16 protein-coding genes and 3 pseudogenes are annotated in these 18675 nt (G+C 62.8%); 17 read left to right on the top strand and 2 right to left on the bottom strand.

Annotated features, from left to right (window positions below):
• Positions 1–46: 46 nt before the first annotated feature.
• From NKJ94_RS03090 to NKJ94_RS03075, 4 genes are all read left to right on the top strand, one after another.
• The gene (locus NKJ94_RS03090) at positions 47–1273 is read left to right on the top strand and encodes a divergent polysaccharide deacetylase family protein (protein WP_352522917.1); all 1227 of its coding nucleotides are present in this window, start codon (positions 47–49) and stop codon (positions 1271–1273) included.
• A gap of 1 nt (position 1274) precedes the next feature.
• Positions 1275–1796, top strand: a complete 522-nt coding sequence (locus NKJ94_RS03085) for an RNA pyrophosphohydrolase (RefSeq protein ID WP_352522916.1) — start codon at positions 1275–1277, stop codon at positions 1794–1796.
• Between the two features lie 29 nt (positions 1797–1825).
• A complete protein-coding gene (gene alr, locus NKJ94_RS03080) occupies positions 1826–2995 on the top strand; it encodes an alanine racemase (RefSeq protein ID WP_352522915.1) in 1170 nt (389 codons plus the stop codon).
• Between the two features lie 143 nt (positions 2996–3138).
• Entirely contained in the window at positions 3139–4395 is a 1257-nt protein-coding gene (locus NKJ94_RS03075; RefSeq protein ID WP_352522914.1) for a D-amino acid dehydrogenase, read from the top strand.
• A 25-nt stretch (positions 4396–4420) separates the two neighbouring features.
• On the opposite strand, the gene NKJ94_RS03070 is transcribed toward NKJ94_RS03075, so the two are convergent.
• Entirely contained in the window at positions 4421–5302 is an 882-nt protein-coding gene (locus NKJ94_RS03070) for a LysR family transcriptional regulator (RefSeq protein WP_352522913.1), read from the bottom strand.
• Positions 5303–5509: 207 nt separating this feature from the next.
• Between NKJ94_RS03070 and NKJ94_RS03065 the strand changes: the two genes are divergently transcribed.
• The 3 genes from NKJ94_RS03065 to NKJ94_RS03055 all read left to right on the top strand — a co-directional run bounded on the left by NKJ94_RS03065 (position 5510) and on the right by NKJ94_RS03055 (position 8115).
• Positions 5510–7006, top strand: a complete 1497-nt coding sequence (locus tag NKJ94_RS03065) for a CoA-acylating methylmalonate-semialdehyde dehydrogenase (RefSeq protein ID WP_352522912.1) — start codon at positions 5510–5512, stop codon at positions 7004–7006.
• A gap of 191 nt (positions 7007–7197) precedes the next feature.
• A complete protein-coding gene (locus tag NKJ94_RS03060; RefSeq protein WP_352522911.1) occupies positions 7198–7497 on the top strand; it encodes a hypothetical protein in 300 nt (99 codons plus the stop codon).
• 303 nt (positions 7498–7800) lie between these two features.
• Complete coding sequence (locus tag NKJ94_RS03055; protein WP_352522910.1) at positions 7801–8115, top strand: hypothetical protein; 315 nt, start codon at positions 7801–7803, stop codon at positions 8113–8115.
• A 13-nt stretch (positions 8116–8128) separates the two neighbouring features.
• Here NKJ94_RS03055 and NKJ94_RS03050 read toward each other — a convergent pair whose 3' ends face one another.
• Positions 8129–8815, bottom strand: a complete 687-nt coding sequence (locus NKJ94_RS03050; protein ID WP_352522909.1) for a GntR family transcriptional regulator — start codon at positions 8813–8815, stop codon at positions 8129–8131.
• 69 nt (positions 8816–8884) lie between these two features.
• On the opposite strand from NKJ94_RS03050, the gene NKJ94_RS03045 reads away from it, so the two are divergent.
• From NKJ94_RS03045 to NKJ94_RS03000, 10 genes and pseudogenes are all read left to right on the top strand, one after another.
• The gene (locus NKJ94_RS03045; protein WP_352522908.1) at positions 8885–9778 is read left to right on the top strand and encodes a dihydrodipicolinate synthase family protein; all 894 of its coding nucleotides are present in this window, start codon (positions 8885–8887) and stop codon (positions 9776–9778) included.
• Between the two features lie 49 nt (positions 9779–9827).
• Positions 9828–11078 carry an NAD(P)/FAD-dependent oxidoreductase gene (locus NKJ94_RS03040; RefSeq protein ID WP_352522907.1) on the top strand — a complete coding sequence of 417 codons (1251 nt, stop codon included), beginning with the start codon at positions 9828–9830 and terminating at the stop codon, positions 11076–11078.
• 28 nt (positions 11079–11106) lie between these two features.
• On the top strand, positions 11107–12108 hold the full coding sequence (locus NKJ94_RS03035; RefSeq protein WP_352522906.1) for a 4-hydroxyproline epimerase: 1002 nt from the start codon (positions 11107–11109) through the stop codon (positions 12106–12108).
• A gap of 336 nt (positions 12109–12444) precedes the next feature.
• A complete protein-coding gene (locus NKJ94_RS03030; RefSeq protein ID WP_352522905.1) occupies positions 12445–13347 on the top strand; it encodes a branched-chain amino acid ABC transporter permease in 903 nt (300 codons plus the stop codon).
• Between the two features lie 106 nt (positions 13348–13453).
• A pseudogene (locus tag NKJ94_RS37545) lies at positions 13454–13624 on the top strand (DUF3382 domain-containing protein); the annotation flags it as partial.
• Between the two features lie 195 nt (positions 13625–13819).
• Positions 13820–14947, top strand: a pseudogene (gene livM / locus NKJ94_RS03020) (high-affinity branched-chain amino acid ABC transporter permease LivM); the annotation flags it as partial.
• Positions 14947–16107 (top strand): annotated as a pseudogene (locus tag NKJ94_RS03015) (ABC transporter ATP-binding protein); the annotation flags it as partial. The pseudogenes livM and NKJ94_RS03015, both read left to right, overlap by 1 nt.
• An 8-nt stretch (positions 16108–16115) precedes the next feature.
• Positions 16116–16844: an ABC transporter ATP-binding protein gene (locus tag NKJ94_RS03010; protein WP_352522904.1), complete on the top strand. Its 729-nt coding sequence runs from the start codon at positions 16116–16118 to the stop codon at positions 16842–16844.
• 19 nt (positions 16845–16863) lie between these two features.
• Positions 16864–17211, top strand: a complete 348-nt coding sequence (locus NKJ94_RS03005) for a DUF6867 family protein (protein ID WP_352522903.1) — start codon at positions 16864–16866, stop codon at positions 17209–17211.
• A 138-nt stretch (positions 17212–17349) separates the two neighbouring features.
• On the top strand, positions 17350–18480 hold the full coding sequence (locus tag NKJ94_RS03000; protein ID WP_352522902.1) for a branched-chain amino acid ABC transporter substrate-binding protein: 1131 nt from the start codon (positions 17350–17352) through the stop codon (positions 18478–18480).
• The last annotated feature ends 195 nt before the right edge of the window (positions 18481–18675 follow it).

Raw genomic sequence — 18675 nt, 5'->3', positions numbered from 1 at the left:
CTTCGGAAAAGGTTTCTTTCGGAGACGCGCGCCGGGGGTGCGGGGCTTGGCTGATATCGGCAAGGACATAGAACGACCTCTCGGACAGGCGATCCGGCCGCCGCGCGCAGGCAGCGGGATCAGCGCCGGTGCGGTCGTGGCCGCGCTTGTCGTGCTGGCCGTGGTCGGCGTTTCCGGCGCGATCGCCTTGCGCGACAAGCCGTTTCGGAAGCTGCAAGAAGCCGCCGTTTCGACGCCGAAGATGCCGGCAGCGGCGGATACCGCCGCGGCGCCGGCCAAGGCGACGCCCGAAATGGAAGCGCCAAGCAACGCAAGCGAACAGAAGACAGGCGGGCAGAAGACAAGCGAACAGAAGACGGGCGAACAGAAGACGGGCGGTCCGCAGATCATCCATGTACAGACCGAGGAGGGTGACGGTCCACCCAAGGCCATCGTCATCAGCGACCCTTCGACAATCGGCCAGAACCTCAGGATCGCGCACATTCCCGACAAGGCGCTGATCGAGGCCAGCGAGACCGGTCCGCTGCCGATCCGCGCCGACGACGGCCGGCGCCCGTTCGACGTCTATGCGCGGCCGTGGTCCGGCGCACGCGGTGCACGCGTGGCGCTCGTTATCGGCGGGCTTGCAGTGTCCCAGACCGGCACGCAGGCAGCCATCTCCAAGCTGCCGGCGGAGGTCACGCTGGCCTTCGCGCCGCATGGCAACAGTATCGGCCGCTGGATGCAGGCGGCGCGGCAGAGCGGCCATGAGATCATCATGCAGGTGCCGCTCGAGCCGTTCGATTATCCGAACGTCAATCCCGGCCGCAACACGCTGACCGTGGCAGCGGCGCCGGACGAGAATTTGAAGAATTTACGCTGGGTGCTGTCGCGAACGACCAACTACACCGGCGTCATGAACTATATGGGCGCCCGCTTTTCGGCCGACGCGACGGCGATGGGGCCGTTGATGGCCGAGCTTGGCAAGCGTGGTCTTGCTTATGTCGACGACGGTTCGTCGGCGCGCAGCCTGGCACCCGAATTGGCGCTGAAGGACGGCGTGCCGTTCGTTGGCGGCGACACGGCGATCGACGCGGTGCAGGACCGCGGCGCCATATTGAAGAAACTGGATGGGCTGGAAGCGACGGCGCGAGCGAAAGGGTTTGCCGTCGGCGTCGGCTCGGCCTTCGACCTGACGGTCGATACCGTGTCGTCCTGGGTGACCGAGGCCAAGAAGCGCGGCATCGAGATCGTGCCGATTTCGGCGGTCGCCATAGACCCGGAAAAAGGCTGACATGGCAAAGAACAAGCTCGTTGACCCGGAAACACTGCCTTACCGGCCCTGTGTAGGAGTGATGGTCCTCAATGGCGCCGGCCTGGTCTGGGTTGGTCATCGCATTGCCGAGCCGGACAGCGAATTCGCTGGAACGACGCAGCTCTGGCAGATGCCACAGGGCGGCATCGACGATGACGAGGAGCCGCTGCCTGCCGCGGAGCGCGAACTCTACGAAGAGACCGGCATGCGCTCGGTGTCGCTGCTGGCCGAGGCGCCGCACTGGATCAAGTACGACCTGCCGGCCCATCTGGTCGGCATCGCCTTCAAGGGACGATATCGCGGCCAGACGCAGAAATGGTTTGCCTTCCGCTTCCACGGTGACGAAAGCGAGATCGAGATCAATCCGCCGCCGGGTGGCCACAAGGCCGAGTTCGACCGGTGGGCGTGGCGGCCGATGCTGGAATTGCCCGGCCTGATCGTGCCGTTCAAGCGCAAGGTCTATGAAGGCGTGGTGGCAGCGTTCCAGCATCTGGTGGCGTAGCCGCCGGCCTTCCGCTAAAACAGGTCGGCATGAACGATATCTCCAGCAAATCTCTTCCGCAGACCGTCTCTCTTCCGCAGACCGGCGCCCCGAGTGAGCTGATCAGCGAAGCGGCGGCGGGGGCGATCCTGACCATCGATCTCGGCGCCGTCCGTGAGAATTACCGGCGGCTGAAGGCGCGGCTGGCCGGCGTCAGCTGTGCAGGAGTGGTCAAGGCCGACGGTTACGGGATTGGCGCGGCGCCGGTGGCCGCGGCACTGATGGCTGAAGGCTGCGCCATGTTCTTTGTCGCGCATTTGACCGGAGGCATCTTGCTGCGCAAGGCGCTCGGCTCAAGCCCGGCCATCTACGTGCTGAACGGCATTCCGCCGGGCGCCGAAAGGGAGGCGGTTGCGGCGGGGCTTTGCACCGTCGTCAACAGCATCAGCCAGGTCGCGGCATGGCGTGAGGCGGCGGCGCGTGTGGGCCGTAAATTGCCGGCCGCCATCCAGGTCGACAGCGGCATGTCGCGGCTCGGCATGACACCGTCCGAGGTGAAAGCTGTCGCGCAGGATCCGCAGGCTTTCGACGGTGTCGAACTGACCTTCGTGATGAGCCATCTCGCCTGCGCCGACGAACCCGAGCAACCGGCCAACGAGCAGCAGCGGCTGGAATTCGAACGGCTGCGCAGGATGCTGCCGGAGGCGCCGGCTTCGCTTGCCAACTCATCAGGCATTTTTCTCGGACAGCGCTATCACTACGATCTCGCTCGTCCCGGTGCCGCTCTCTATGGCATCAATCCGACGCCGGCGAAGGAAAACCCGATGCTGCCGGTGGTGCGATTGCAGGCCAAGGTCATCCAGACGCGGATGCTGGAGGCCGGCGCCGGTGTCGGCTACGGTCACACTTTCCGCGCCAAAACTCCGCTTGTCGCGGCGACGATTTCGCTCGGCTATGGCGATGGCTGGCATCGACGCGCCGCCTCCGCCGCCTGGTTCGAAAATGTGCGGCTGCCCTTCGTCGGCCGGGTTTCGATGGATTCGATCATCCTCGACATTTCCGCACTGCCGCCCGGCAGGCTGGAGGCCGGCGACCTCGTTGAACTGATCGGGCCGTCATCGCAGACGGTGGACCAGGTAGCCGGCCATGCCGGCACCATCGGCTATGAGGTCCTGACCAGCCTCGGCCACCGCTTCCATCGGCGCTATGTGAATGGATAGAGACGCAAGCTGCTTGCTCTTTATGCGTGTCGTTTCCCAACAAGCATCGGGCACTTGGCTGGGGCACTAAAATCCGGCAGACAGAAGGCGGCAATAACCCCGGTCTCGAACCCTGACGAGACGTCTTTGCGGAGAACCAAGCGATGAAGATCTTCGTGCTGGGCGGCGGCGTGATCGGGGTTACCACCGCCTACTTTCTTGCCGAGGCCGGCCATCAGGTGACGGTGATCGATCGCCAGAAAGGCCCGGCGCTGGAAACCAGCTTTGCCAATGCCGGCGAGATCTCGCCCGGCTATGCCTCGCCCTGGGCCGGGCCTGGCGTTCCGCTGAAGGCCATCAAATGGCTTTTGATGAAGCACGGTCCGCTGGTGGTACGGCCGGCGCTCGATCCGCATATGTGGATATGGCTGGTCAAGATGCTGCGCAATTGCACGACGCAGCGCTATGCGCTGAACAAGGCGCGCATGGTGCCGCTGGCCGAGTACAGCCGCGACGCGCTGAAGGCGCTGCGCGAGGCCGCCGGCATCGCCTATGACGAGCGCGCCAAGGGCACGCTGCAGCTTTTCCGAACGCAAAAGCAGCTCGATGGCGTCGGCGGCGATGTCGAGGTGCTGAAGACCTATGGCGTCCCCTACGAGATACTCGACCCCGACGGCTGCATTGCGGCCGAGCCCGCGCTGGCTGGCGTGCGCGAAAAAATCGTCGGTGGCCTGCGGTTGCCCGGCGATGAAACCGGCGACTGCAAGATGTTCACCGACAGGCTTGCCGAGCTTTGCGTGGCACGCGGCGTCACCTTCGAATACGACACAGAGATACGGCGTGTCGTCAAGAAGCGCGATCGCATCACCAACATCAGCACCAGCAAGGGCTGGATGGTCGCGGATGCCTATGTGATGGCGATGGGCAGCTATTCGGCGCGGTTCATGCGCATGCTGAAGCGGCCCATCCCGGTTTACCCGGTCAAGGGCTATTCGATCACCCTGCCGGTCAAGGACGCCACCGCCGCACCTGTATCGACGGTGATGGACGAGAGCTACAAAGTGGCGATCACCCGGCTCGGCGATCGTATCCGGGTCGGCGGTACGGCGGAGATTTCCGGCTTCGACATGCGGCTGCACGAATCGCGGCGCCATACGCTCGAACATTCGGTCGGCGACCTTTTCCCGGGCAGCGGCGACATGCGGTCGGCGACCTTCTGGTGCGGGCTGCGGCCGATGACGCCGGACGGGCCGCCGCTGATCGGCCGCACCGATTTCTCCAACCTCTATCTCAACACCGGCCACGGCACACTCGGCTGGACCATGGCCTGCGGCTCGGCCAAGGTTCTGGCCGACATCATCTCCAGCCGGGTGCCTGACATCAACATCAGCAATCTCGGGCCGGAACGATACGCTAAGTAAGGTCGGCCCAGCAGCCGACACGGCGTCACACGAACAATTCCCGGTCCCGTTCAACGGCCTTGGTGATGAAGCTCGCGACGATCTGGACGCGGCGCAGCGGCCTGACCGATTCATGATAGACCAACCAGTAAGCGCGGCGGATGGGTGCGACGATATCGAGAGGCACCAGCTCCGGCATCGAGCGGGCAACGAAGGTGTGCAGGATGCCGATGCCGGCGCCGGAACGCACCGCTTCGGCCTGACCGAGCGCGGAGGAAATGGCGAAGCTGGTGCGCCAGTCGGCGCTGAATTCGGCCGCGTAGTCAAGCGAGGGACTGACGATCAGATCCGGGACGTAGCCAATCAGCGTGTGCTGGCCTAGCGCGGCGGCGGTTCCGGGCAGCCCATGCGTGTCGGCATAGGCCCGGGACGAGAACAGGCCGAGCGTGTAGTCGACCAGCTTTCCCGCTACCAAGCGGCCTTCCGTCGGCCGCTCGACGGTGATGGCAATGTCGGCCTCACGCCGGGACAAAGAGAAGGAGCGCGGCACCGGCACCAGCTGGATGGTGAGCTCACGGTGCAGAGCGGTCAGCGCGCCGAGGCGCCTGGCCAGGAAGGCCACACCGAAGCCATCCGGCGCACCGATCCGCACGGTGCCCGAGACGTCGTCGCCTTCGCCTGCCACGGTCGAGCGCGCCGCGATCATGTCGCCCTCCATGCGTTCGGCGATTTCGAGGAAACGCTCGCCTGCCGGCGTCAGCTCGCTGCCGGTGGTAAGCCGGCGAAACAGTTTTGTCCTGAGCGCATCTTCGAGGGCGGCGATGCGGCGCGACACGGTCGCGTGGTTGAGCTCCAACCGTCTGGCGGCGCCGAGGATCTGGCCGGCGCGCGCCACGGCAAGGAAGATGCGGGCGTCATCCCAGTTCATGGGAGATGTCCGGCAGGACAGAGGGGGGCGCGAAGGAGCTCAACTTAAACAATCCAAGCTGTACCGGCATATCCCTATCATTTGCGTGATTTAATGCACAGATATAAACCGATGTCTATTTTCCGCACAACGGTTGCGTTTTCGCTCGCGTTGCCATCGCTCACGCAAAGGCGGACAATGCCTCATCACGAACCAGGGAGAGAAATCATGATCGAATACGGTCATTTCATTGGCGGCAAGCGCGTCGCTGGGACCAGCGGCCGCAAGCAAAACATCATGCAGCCGATGGACGGCACAGTGCGTGGCACGGTGGCGTTGGCTTCGCAGGCGGAATTGCGCGCGGCGGTCGAAAACGCCAAGGCGGCACAGCTCGGCTGGGCGGCGACCAACCCGCAGCGGCGCGTGCGCATCTTGATGAGGTTCCTCGAGCTGGTCGCCAAGGAGTATGATGCGCTGGCCGAGATATTGGCGCGCGAACACGGCAAGACCATCGCCGACGCCAAGGGCGACATCCAGCGTGGCCTCGAAGTGGTCGAGGTCTGCATCGGTGCGCCGCATATGATGAAGGGCGAGTTCACCGATGGCGCCGGCCCCGGCATCGACGTCTATTCGATGCGCCAGCCGCTCGGCGTCGTCGCCGGCATCACGCCGTTCAATTTTCCGGCGATGATCCCGCTGTGGAAGATCGCGCCGGCCATCGCCTGCGGCAATGCCTTCATCCTGAAGCCGTCGGAGCGCGATCCGGGCGTGCCGATGCGGATTGCCGAACTGTTCATCGAGGCCGGCCTGCCTGCCGGCATCCTCAATGTCGTCAATGGCGACAAGGATGTGGTCGACGCCATCCTCGACGATCCCGACATCAAGGCGATCGGTTTCGTCGGCTCGACACCGATCGCCCAGTACATCTATTCGCGCGGCTGCGCGGCCGGCAAGCGCGTGCAGTGCTTCGGCGGCGCCAAGAACCACATGATCATCATGCCCGATGCCGACATGGACCAGACCGTCGACGCGCTGATCGGCGCCGGCTACGGCTCGGCCGGCGAGCGCTGCATGGCGATCTCGGTGGCCGTCCCGGTCGGCAACGACACCGCCAACCGACTGATGGAAAAGCTGGTGCCGCGCGTCGAGAGTTTGAAGGTCGGTCCGTCGACCGACTCTTCCGCCGATTTTGGCCCGCTGGTCACGGCACAGGCGCTGGAGCGGGTCAAGGGTTATGTCGATATCGGAGTCAAGGAAGGTGCCAGGCTGGTGGTTGACGGCCGCGGCTTCTCGATGCAGGGCTACGAGAACGGCTACTATATGGGCGGCTGCCTGTTCGACAACGTGACCGCCGACATGCGCATTTACAAGGAAGAGATCTTTGGGCCGGTGCTCTCGGTGGTGCGCGCGCCGACCTACGAGAACGCCATCAAGCTCGCCAACGAGCACGAAATGGGCAATGGCGTCGCCATCTTCACCCGCGACGGCGATGCCGCGCGCGACTTCGCCTCGCGAGTCCAGGTCGGCATGGTCGGTATCAACGTGCCGATCCCGGTGCCGATCGCCTACTATACGTTTGGCGGCTGGAAGGCGTCCTCATTCGGCGACCTCAACCAGCACGGGCCGGACGCGTTCCGCTTCTACACCAAGACCAAGACGGTGACGTCGCGCTGGCCGTCCGGTGTGAAGGACGGTGCCGAGTTCGTCATCCCGACGATGAACTGATCCTGATCGCAAACGCTGAACGAGGCCTGGGCACGGACCCGGGCCTTTTCGTTTGAACGTTAATGTGATGGAACCAAGAAGGCAGCAATTCTCTTAAGTTGTGATCCTGCAGCGAGGAGGCGCTGGCAGACCAAACCAACGGCGCTGGTGACGGCTCCGGGGGATATCGTCAGGCGCAAAGGAGGTGTCAGATGACACGTCGCATGGCGACTATCGCTTGCGCGGCAACGGCGGCGCTTTCCGCCATCCCGGCAATGGCTGCCGAGCAATGCGCGGCACGCGCCGATATGGTCAAGGCGCTCGGCGAGAAGTTTCATGAAAACCCGAGCGCAGTCGGCGTCGTCAATCCGAATGTGGTGCTTGAAGTCTTCGTTTCCGACAATGGCACATGGACCATCCTCGCTAGCGACACAAAGGGTCAAAGCTGCGTGATTTCGGTGGGCGAAGGCTGGGAGAGCGCGATGACCAAAGCGGCGCTGCCAGGCACCTGAACGATTTATCACGGGTCTGCGCGCCTCGGCATGGCCGCGCCGCCTGTGGCCCGTTCTTTCGGCGACAACCGTAAAACGGATCTGCAGGCGCCCGCTCGGGCGCCTGCTTGCGCTTTTCCATTGCCGATACCATATATCGAGAACATAATGGGAACATCTGGAATCGTTCCCACCGATGGCAGACCGGAACACAGAAAGGAACGACGCGATGATGATGACGTCGGAACCGGCCTGGATCGCTCCGGCAAAATGAGGCCGTCAAACCCCTCCTTTGCCGGAACGTGATGGCAAAGGAGGTGCCCTATGGCACGCAAATCGCTGTTGGGATGGGTGAAAACCCTGGTTCTTGCTGGCGCATTGGCGGTGGGTACGAACACCGCAAGCGCACAATATCAATACTGCGTTGAACATGGCGAGCTCGTCGCCCATTTGAGCGAGAAGTTCCAGGAAAGGCAGTTTGCTTTGGGGCTGATCGGTCAGGTGGCGGTGATGGAAGTCTTTGTCGCCGAGACCGGAACCTGGACCATCGTCGTCACCGATATCGCCGGCAGAAGCTGCATCGTCGCGGCCGGCGACAATTGGGAAAACGTGATGGCCCTGCCCGGCCAGGGCGCATGACGAAATGGCAGGCTCAGCGTGTGGCAGCTGCCTCGGCATGGCCGCGCAAAAGCGCCATCAGGCGCTTGGCGTCCTTGGCAGCGGCCTCCTCGTCGCCGGCGAGGATCGAGCGGATCAGCGCGACATGGTGCTCGGCGGATTCGGCCAAGCCGGTATCGGCCTTGTAGCGGAACCAGAAGCGGCGACTGTGGGTTTGCAAGGGCGCCGCCAGGCGCGCGGCGAACGGGTTGTCGGCGGCCAGCGCCAGCGCCTCGTCGAGAGCCTTGTCGGCCTGGATGAAGTAAAGCACATTTTCCGAAATCACCGCTTTCTGCATGGCCAACGCTGCGTCATGAAACAGGTCGGCGGCCTCGCGGGTGACGAAGCGGGCGGCCGAGCGGGCAAGCACCACCTCGACGCCACGGCGGGCGTCGAGGACGCGCAGCCAGTCGCCGGGGTGAAGCGGGGCAATCGCAATGCCGGCGCGCGGTCGGACCTCGAGCAGCCCTTCCCAGGCCAGCCGCTGGATCGCCTCGCGCACCGGGGTGCGGCCGAGCCCGAGCCTGTCGATCAGCGCGCCCTCGGTGATGAAGCTGGCGGGCACCAGCTCGAGCGTCACGATCATATGTTCGAGCATGCGGTAGGCCTTCGCGGTCGCCGGCTCGGAGCCTAGATTTTCATATATCAATGCCGGCCTCCTGATATATTGTTGATATATCATAGCGGATTCAACGTTGACAGCCGGCTTCTTAAGAAATATACGACTGATATATCAGATGGAGCGACCGATATGTGGGCCGGAGTCTTCCCCGCCGTTACGACCAAATTCACCGAGGATGACCGCCTCGACCATGCCGAGATGGAGCGCTGCTTTGCGCTGCAGATGGAGGCCGGCTGTGACGGCATCACCGTCTGTGGCTCGCTTGGCGAAGGGCCGATGCTGTCGCATGACGAGAAGATCGAGGTGCTGAAGACCGCGCAGAAGATCGCAGGCAAGAAACCGGTGCTTTTGACGGTCAACGAGGCCGGCACTCGCGAGGCGGCCGCAATCGCGCGCCGCGCCGCGAAAGAAGGCGCCAACGGTCTGATGGTGGTGCCGAGTCCGATCTACCATACCAACGCCGAAGAGACGGTCGCGGCACTCCGCGCTGTCGCCGCGGCCGGCGACCTGCCGGTGATGATCTATTCCAACCGGCTTGCCTACCGTGTCGACGTCACTGTTGACCAGATGGAGGAGCTGGCGAAGGACAAGCGCTTCGTCGCCATCAAGGAGTCCTCCGACGACATCCGTCGCTCGACCGAGATCATCAACCGCCTCGGCGACCGCTACGACCTGTTCACCGGCGTCGACAATCTCGCCTTCGAAGCGCTGTCGGTCGGTGCCATCGGCTGGGTGGCGGGCCTGGTCACCGCGTTCCCGCGCGAGACGGTCGCCATCTACCAATTGATGAGACAGGGCCGCCGCGAGGAGGCGCTGACGATCTACCGCTGGTTCCGGCCGCTGCTCGACCTCGACGTCTCGACCTATCTGGTGCAGAACATCAAGCTCGCGGAAGTCTTCGCCATCAACACCAACGACCGCGTGCGCATGCCGCGCCAGCCGTTATCGGGCGAGCGCCGCAAGACGGTGGAAAAGATCGTCAGGGATGCGCTGGCGGTGCGGCCAGAGCTGCCGACATTCTGATCCACTCCCTTTGAGGGTATTTGCAGATGTGCAGCGCGGCGCACAGCAAATGAATGATGATGCTACGCTCGACATCGCCATTGTCGGTGGCGGCATCATTGGCATCTGTGCCGCCGCCTTTCTGGCCGAAGCGGGACGAAACGTCACGATCTTCGATCGGACGGGAATCTGCGAGGAGACCAGCTCCGGCAACGCCGCTGCCTTTGCCTTCTCCGACGTGTTGCCGCTCGCCCACAAGGGCATGATCAGGCAGTTGCCGAAATGGCTCGCCGACCCGCTCGGTCCGCTCAGCATTCCGCCCGCCTATTTGCCGAAGCTGCTGCCTTGGCTGGTCCGCTTCTGGCGCGCCGGGCGAAGCGACCGCTATGAAGCCGGCCTTGCGGCGCAGGCCGGGATGATGAAGCTCGCCGAGGCGGAATGGATGGGCTTGCTGGATCGTTCCGGCACACGGCCGCTGCTGCACGAGGACGGCTCGCTCGAACTCTACGAAAGCGAGGCCGAGTTCAAGGCGTCGCTGCCCGGCTGGGCGGCAAGGCAGCGCTTCGGCATCGGCTTCAGCCATGTCGAAGGCAACGCTCTCGCCGCCTTGCAGCCCGGCCTGTCGCCGCGCTTCGTCAAGGGGACGTTCGTGCCGGGGTGGAAGACCGTCGCCGACCCCATGCTGCTCGGCAAGGCGATTTGGGCCTATGCCGAGGGATTGGGCGCGGGGTTCGAAAAAGCCCGGATCGAGCGCGTCGAGGCGGGACAGGACGGCGCGACGCTGACCATGGCCGAGGGCACGACGCGGCGGGCAAATCATGTCGTCATCGCTGCCGGTGCGTGGTCGCATCTGCTGGCAAGAAAACTCGGCGATCGCATCCCGCTGGAGACCGAGCGTGGATACAACACGACGCTGCCGAAGACCGTCTTCGACGTGAAGCGACAGCTCATCTTTTCCGGGCATGGCTTCGTCATCACGCCGCTCGAGACCGGCCTGCGCGTCGGCGGCGCGGTCGAGCTCGGCGGCCTTGAGAGGCCGCCCAATTACGCGCGCTCGAAAGCGCTGCTCGAAAAGGCGCAAAAATTCCTGCCGGGATTGGACCCTGCCAATGGCCGCGAATGGATGGGGTTCCGGCCGTCGCTGCCGGATTCGCTGCCTGTGATCGGGCGGTCGCAACAAACGCCCTCGGTGGTGTATGGCTTCGGCCATGGTCACCTCGGCCTGACCCAGGCTGCGGCGACCGGACGCTTGATCCGCGAGCTCGTTCTCGGGCAAAGTCCATCGCTCGATCTCGGTTCCTTCAGGCCGCAGCGGTTTTGAGTTCCAAGGTCTTAAGTCGGGAGCCGTCATGGCCAAGAATTCCTTCTTCTGCATAGACGGCCACACCTGCGGCAATCCGGTGCGGCTGGTTGCCGGCGGTGGGCCGCTGCTCAACGGCTCGACGATGATGGAGCGGCGAGCGCATTTCCTGGCCGAATACGATTGGATCCGCACCGGGCTGATGTTCGAGCCGCGTGGCCATGACGTGATGTCCGGCTCGATCCTCTATCCGCCGACGCGTGAGGATTGCGACATCGCCATCCTGTTCATCGAAACCTCGGGCTGCCTGCCGATGTGCGGCCACGGCACCATCGGCACGGTGACTTTTGCCGTCGAACATGGATTGATCAAGCCGAAGACGCCGGGCGTGCTCAGGCTGGATACGCCGGCGGGCCTGGTCGTCGCCGAGTACAAGCAGGTCGGCGACCATGTCGAGGAGGTGCGCATCACCAATGTGCCGTCGTTCCTCTATGCCGAGGGACTGACGGTCGAATGTCCCGGGCTCGGCGAGATCAGCGTCGATGTCGCCTACGGCGGCAATTTCTATGCCATCGTCGAACCGCAAAAGAATTATCGCGACATGGCCGAGCATTCGGCCGGCGAGCTGATCGCCTGGAGCCCGGTGGTGCGGCAGCGGCTCAACGAGAAATACACCTTCGTCCATCCGGAGAATCCCGGCATCAACCGTCTGTCGCACATATTGTGGACCGGCGCGCCGACCAACCCGCAAGCCGATGCCCGCAACGCCGTCTTCTACGGCGACAAGGCAATCGACCGATCGCCCTGCGGCACCGGCACCTCGGCGCGGATGGCGCAGCTTCACGCCAAGGGCAAGCTTGGGGTTGGCGACGACTTCGTCCATGAATCGATCATCGGTTCGCTGTTCAAGGGCAAGGTGGAGGAAGAGATCACCGTCGCCGGCAAGCCGGCAATCATTCCGTCGATCGGCGGCTGGGCGCGGATGACCGGATTGAACACGATCTTCATCGACGACCGCGACCCGTTCGCGCACGGCTTCGTCGTCAAATAGAGAGAATCCTGACCTTGGGGAAACAACGAGGAGCGGCAAGGGGATTCCCTTCGGTGACGCAACGATCCCGCTCATCAACTTATTTTGACGGTGATTTCTTCGAAACGAAGCGCATGGTGTGGTTGAATCATCAAAGACATTGCGTTAGGCCAATGATAGGGTCCGCTCTGGTCCAGAGGCCGGATAGGAAAAAACGGGCAATCCGATGGCGTGCGACGAAAACACCCATGGCGATTGAAAAATCACGTTGCAATCCGGGCTCGAAACTTTACGACTAGGGGCAATACGAAAAGGAATGCGTCTGCATGGGCGACATTCCAGGGGAGCCACGACAGCATGCAGTATTTTGTCCAGCAGCTTATCAATGGGCTGACGCTGGGATCGATCTATGGGTTGATTGCGATCGGCTACACGATGGTCTACGGCATCATCGGCATGATCAATTTCGCCCATGGCGACATCTTCATGGTCGGCGCTTTCACCGCCCTCATCGTTTTCCTTATCCTCGGTGCGTTGTTCTATTCGGTGCCGATCGTCGTTGCGCTGCTGATCATGATGATCGTGGCGATGCTTTTGACCGGCCTCTACAACTGGACGATCGAGAAAGTGGCTTACCGGCCGCTGCGCGGTTCGTTCCGGCTGGCGCCGCTGATCACCGCCATCGGCATGTCGATCGCCCTGTCCAATTTCGTCCAGGTCACGCAAGGGCCGCGCAACAAGCCCGTCCCGCCGATGGTCTCCAAGGTTTATACGATCGCGGGCATCAGCGTGTCGCTGAAGCAGATCATCATCGTCCTGGTCACCATAGTCCTGCTGGCGCTGTTTTGGTATCTGGTCAACAAGACCTCGCTCGGCCGGGCGCAGCGCGCCTGCGAGCAGGACCGCAAGATGGCGGCACTGCTCGGCGTCGACGTCGACCGCACCATCTCGATCACCTTCATCATGGGCGCCGCGCTTGCCGCCGTCGCCGGCACGCTGTTCCTGATGTATTACGGCGTGGTGGTGTTTTCCGACGGTTTTACGCCCGGTGTGAAGGCGTTCACCGCCGCGGTGCTCGGCGGCATCGGCTCGCTGCCCGGCGCCGTGCTCGGCGGGCTGATGATCGGCTTCATCGAGAGCATGTGGTCGGCCTATTTCTCGATCGACTACAAGGATGTCGCCGCTTTCTCCATCCTGGCGATCGTGCTGATCTTCCTGCCTTCCGGCATTCTGGGCCGGCCAGAAGTCGAAAAGGTCTGAGATCATGGCGGTTACCGTGTCTCCGGAAAGCGCCGTCGTCGCCACCCCAGTCCAGCGCGCTTTTCGCGAAGCGCTCTATGCCGGCGCCATCTCGCTTGGCCTGTTCGTGCTGTTCATCGGCCTGAAGACCGATCAGAACATCTCCAACGAGTTGATCCTGGTGCAGCGCTGGGGCCTGCTCGGCGCCGTGGTGATCGCCACCATGATCGGCCGTTTCCTCTACGTCGCCTATGGCCAGCCTTTCATGGCCAACCAAAAGATCGCCGATGTCGCCACCGGCCTGCTGCCAGACAGTGTGGCGACGCGGTTCTTCCGGTTACAATATTTCTTCGCGGCGATCGGTATTGCGGTCGTTCTGCTTCTTCTGGCCAGCTCCCTTGACGGGCTGGTGGGGCCCGATCTTGCAGGTTATGCGCGTTTCGTGCGAGCGCTGGCGATCATCTATGCGCTGGCTTGGGTGATCTACTATTTCCGTGCCTTCATCCATGCCCATTTTTCGGCGCTCGGCATAACCGCGCTGGCGCTCTATCCGATCATCGTCGTGCTGGTGCTTGCTCTCTATACGGGCTCGATGGTGGGCGGCTTCCAGGGCTCGCTGAAATGGGTCGACAATTTCGGCATCCAGATCCTGATCTACGTGATGCTGGCCTGGGGACTGAACATCGTCATCGGCCTCGCCGGCCTGCTCGATCTCGGCTATGTCGCCTTCTACGCCGTCGGTGCTTACGCCTACGCGTTGCTCGGCACGCATTTCGGCCTGTCGTTCTGGATCCTGCTGCCCGCCGCCGGCCTGATGGCTGCGTTCTGGGGCGTCATGCTCGGCTTCCCGGTGCTGCGCCTGCGCGGCGACTATCTGGCCATCGTGACGCTCGCCTTCGGCGAGATCATCAGGCTGGTGATCATCAACTGGCGCGAAGTGACCAACGGTTCGGCCGGCATTTCCGGCATCCCGAAGGTTTCGTTCTTCGGCCTGATATCGTTCAATGTCTCGGACCCCAACTACATCGCCAAGGTGTTCGGAATTGCCCAATCGGGCGCCTATTACAAGATCTTTCTCTACTACCTGATCCTCGGGCTCTGCCTGCTGACTGCCTTCGTCACAATAAGGCTGAGGCGCATGCCGGTCGGCCGCGCCTGGGAAGCGCTGCGCGAGGACGAGATCGCGTGCCGCTCGCTCGGCATCAACACCACCACCACCAAGCTCACCGCCTTTGCCACCGGCGCGATGTTCGGCGGCTTCGCCGGCTCGTTCTTCGCCGCACGGCAAGGCTTCGTCAGCCCGGAATCCTTCGTCTTCCTGGAATCGGCGATTATCCTCGCCATCGTCGTGCTCGGCGGCATGGGCTCGCTGGTCGGTATCGCCGTCGCCGCGCTGGTGATGATCGGCGGCACCGAAGCGCTGCGTGAACTCGATTTTCTGAAGCGGATATTCGGCCCCGACTTCACCCCGGAACTCTATCGCATGCTGTTGTTCGGCATGGCGATGGTCATCGTCATGCTGTGGAAGCCGCGCGGCTTCGTCGGCAGCCGTGAACCGACAGCCTTCCTCAAGGTTCGCAGGGCCGTGTCGGGATCCTTCACCAAGGAGGGACACGGCTGATGAACGCGAGCCCCTCCGTGACCGACGCCATCCTCCAGGTCGAGCATCTGTCGATGAAGTTCGGCGGTCTCGTCGCCATCGGCGACCTGTCCTTCCAGGCCAAGCGCGGCGAGATCACCGCGCTGATCGGTCCGAACGGCGCCGGCAAGACCACCGTGTTCAATTGCATCACCGGTTTCTACAAACCGTCCGAAGGCATGATCACGCTCAACCGGCGCGACGGCTCGAGCTTCCTGCTCGAACGTCTGCCGAACCATGAGATCCCGGCGCGTGCCAAGGTGGCGCGCACCTTCCAGAACATCCGCCTGTTCTCGGGCATGACGCTGCTGGAGAACCTTCTCGTCGCCCAGCACAACAAGCTGATGAAGGCCTCCGGCTACACCATTCTCGGCCTGTTCGGCTACAGCGGCTACAGACAGGCTTCGGCGGAATCGGTTGAACTGGCCGAGCACTGGCTGGAGAAGGCCGATCTTGTCGGCCGCGCCGACGATCCCGCCGGCGATCTGCCCTATGGCGCGCAGCGGCGGCTCGAAATCGCTCGCGCCATGTGCACCGGGCCTGAGCTTCTGTGCCTCGACGAGCCGGCCGCCGGCCTCAATCCGAAGGAATCGGCTGGGCTCAATGCGCTTCTGATGGACATCAAGGACAACACCGGCACGTCGATCCTTTTGATCGAGCACGACATGGCGGTGGTGATGCAGATTTCCGATCACGTCGTGGTGCTCGAATACGGGCGCAAGATCTCGGACGGCAACCCGCAATCGGTACGGACCGACCCGCGCGTCATCGCTGCCTATCTCGGCGTCGAAGACGAGGAGGTCGAGACTGTGCTCACCGAAGTCGGCGACGAAGACGTCATCGAGCAATTGGATACGGGTCCGGATGCCGCCCACGGCCCAGGCACATCGTCTTCGTATCTCGCCGGACCGGTGGCCGATACGGTCGGCCACAGCGAGGGCGAGCGCGTCACCGTGTCGAAAGGTGCCTCGAAAGCCGGGCAGTTCGACGCGAGGTCGAGTGCCGCAGCAAGCAAGGCGGCAGCGCAGGCCAAAGCCAAACCGACGGCGAAATCTTCTGCCGCGAAATCCTCCGCAGCAAAGCCGGCGACCAAGGCTCCGGTGAAGCCGAAGACACCGCGCGTCTCCAATCGGCGTGGAGGGCGTAAATAATGGCCGGCACAACGCTGCTCGATATCAAGGGCGTCCAGACCTACTACGGCAACATCAGGGCGCTGAACGGCGTCGACGTCACCGTCAACCAAGGCGAGATCGTGGCGCTGATCGGCGCCAACGGCGCCGGCAAGTCGACGCTGATGATGACCATTTTTGGTGCTCCACGGGCGCGGGCGGGCACGATCACCTTCGCCGGCACCGACATCACCCAGATGCCGACGCATGAGATCGCGCGCATGCGCATCGCCCAGTCGCCGGAAGGGCGCCGCATTTTCCCGCGCATGACGGTGATGGAAAACCTGCAAATGGGCGCCAGCCTCGACAACCTCGAGCATTATGACGACGACGTCGAGAAGGTGTTCACGCTGTTTCCACGCCTGAAGGAACGTATTGCCCAGCGTGGCGGCACGCTGTCCGGCGGCGAGCAGCAGATGCTGTCGATCGGGCGCGCGCTGATGGCGCGGCCGAAGCTGCTTTTGCTCGACGAGCCGTCGCTCGGCCTGGCGCCGCTGATCGTCAAGCAGATATTCGACGCCATTCGCGAGCTGAACCGCACGCAGGGGCTGACCGTATTCCTGGTCGAGCAGAATGCCTTTGGCGCGCTGAAGCTCGCCACGCGCGGCTATGTCATGGTCAACGGCAATGTAACGATGAGCGGCACCGGCAAGGAGCTGCTTGCCAATCCGGAAGTGCGCGCCGCCTACCTCGAAGGCGGCCATCACTGAGTCTCGGGAGACATCAATTATGCAGGGCATTCTCTACGAGGAACCCTCGATCTGGCAGTTCTTCTTTGTCACCTGCCTGCTCGGCGGCTGGGCGGCGTGGATGACGGGCAAGGCATGTGCCCAGACGTGGCGCAGCTTCGTCCAGCTGTTCGCCTTCATGCTGGGGCTCGGCATCGGCATAAGGTTCATTCATCACGCGCTGTTCGGCGGAACGATGTTCTCGCTGCATTACTACGTCATCGACACCATCGTGCTGATGATATTGGGTTTCATCGGTTACCAATACACGCGTACCAACCAGATGGTGACGCAGTATAATTGGCTTTACGAAAGAGCCTCTCTTTTGAGCTGGAAACCAAAAGGTTGACGTTTATCATTAACGTCGTTTCGGGGATGAATCGGCGTGACAAGTGCCTGAAAATCGGCAAAGTACTCTTTCTGCGAGCAAGGGTGGGCATCGCATGAAAGCAACATCCACGCCCACTCGGTAAATGGGAGCGTTTCAATGAAAAAGTCACTTTTGTCCGCCGTCGCCCTGACCGCGCTTGTCGCGTTCAGCGGCAATGCGTGGGCTGACATCCTGATCGGCGTTGCCGGTCCGATCACCGGCCCGAACGCAGCTTTCGGCGCCCAGTTGCAAAAGGGCGCCGAGCAGGCCGTCGCCGATATCAATGCCGCCGGCGGTGTCCTTGGTCAGCAGCTCAAGCTTGAAGTCGGCGACGACGTCTCTGATCCCAAGCAAGGCATCTCGGTCGCCAATAAGTTCGTCGCCGACGGCGTCAAGTACGTCGACGGCCACTTCAACTCCGGCGTCTCGATTCCGGCCTCGGAGGTCTATGCCGAGAACGGCATCCTCGAGATCACGCCGGCCGCGACCAATCCGAAGTTCACCGAACGCGGCATGTGGAACACCTTCCGCACCTGCGGACGCGACGATCAGCAGGGCAAGGTTGCCGGCGACTATCTCGCCGCGAACTTCAAGGACGCCAAGATTGCCGTCATCCACGACAAGACGCCTTATGGCCAGGGCCTCGCCGATGAAACCAAGAAGGCGATCAACGCCAATGGCCTGACCGAAGCCATGTATGAGGGCATCAATGTCGGCGACAAGGACTTCTCGGCCCTCATCGCCAAGATGAAGGATGCCGGCGTCACCGTCGTCTACTATGGCGGCCTGCACACCGAGGCCGGCCTGATCATACGCCAGCTCGCCGACCAGGGTCTCAAGGCGACCTTCATGTCCGGCGACGGCATCGTGTCCAACGAACTGGCCTCGATCGCCGGCGATGCAGTCGACGGCACGCTGATGACGTTCGCTCCCGATCCGCGCAAGAATCCCAACGCCAAGGAACTCGTCGAGAAGTTCCGGGCCGCTGGCTTCGAGCCGGAGGCTTACACGCTCTACTCCTACGCGGCGATGGAAATTATCGCGGCCGCCATCACCAAGACCGGGTCAGCCGATGACGCTCAGAAGGTGGCCGAGACCATCAAGTCGGGCAGCCCCTGGAAGACAGCGATCGGTGAGATCGGCTATGACGCGAAGGGCGACATCACCCGTCCTGACTACGTCATGTACACCTGGAAGAAGGGTGACGACGGCAAGTTCACCTATGTCGAGAACGCACCCGGCAAATAACCGGACCTTTCTGCTGAAATGCCCGGCGCTTCGCGCCGGGCATTTTTTATGGGACTTGCGGCTTCCGAAAGCACGGATCGAGAGTGTCCGTGCGCATCCGAACGACGCATATCTTTTCAGCGGCAGGGGATGGATTAAATCGGTTTAATCTCTGCCTTCGATTTTGTTTGCACTGCAGCATTTTCGCGCTAATCA

This window comes from Mesorhizobium sp. M0060 (assembly GCF_040323155.1).
Classification (GTDB): domain Bacteria; phylum Pseudomonadota; class Alphaproteobacteria; order Rhizobiales; family Rhizobiaceae; genus Mesorhizobium.
The sequence above is the reverse complement of the archived record's forward strand: the minus strand, read 5'-3'. Positions and strand labels throughout refer to the sequence as shown.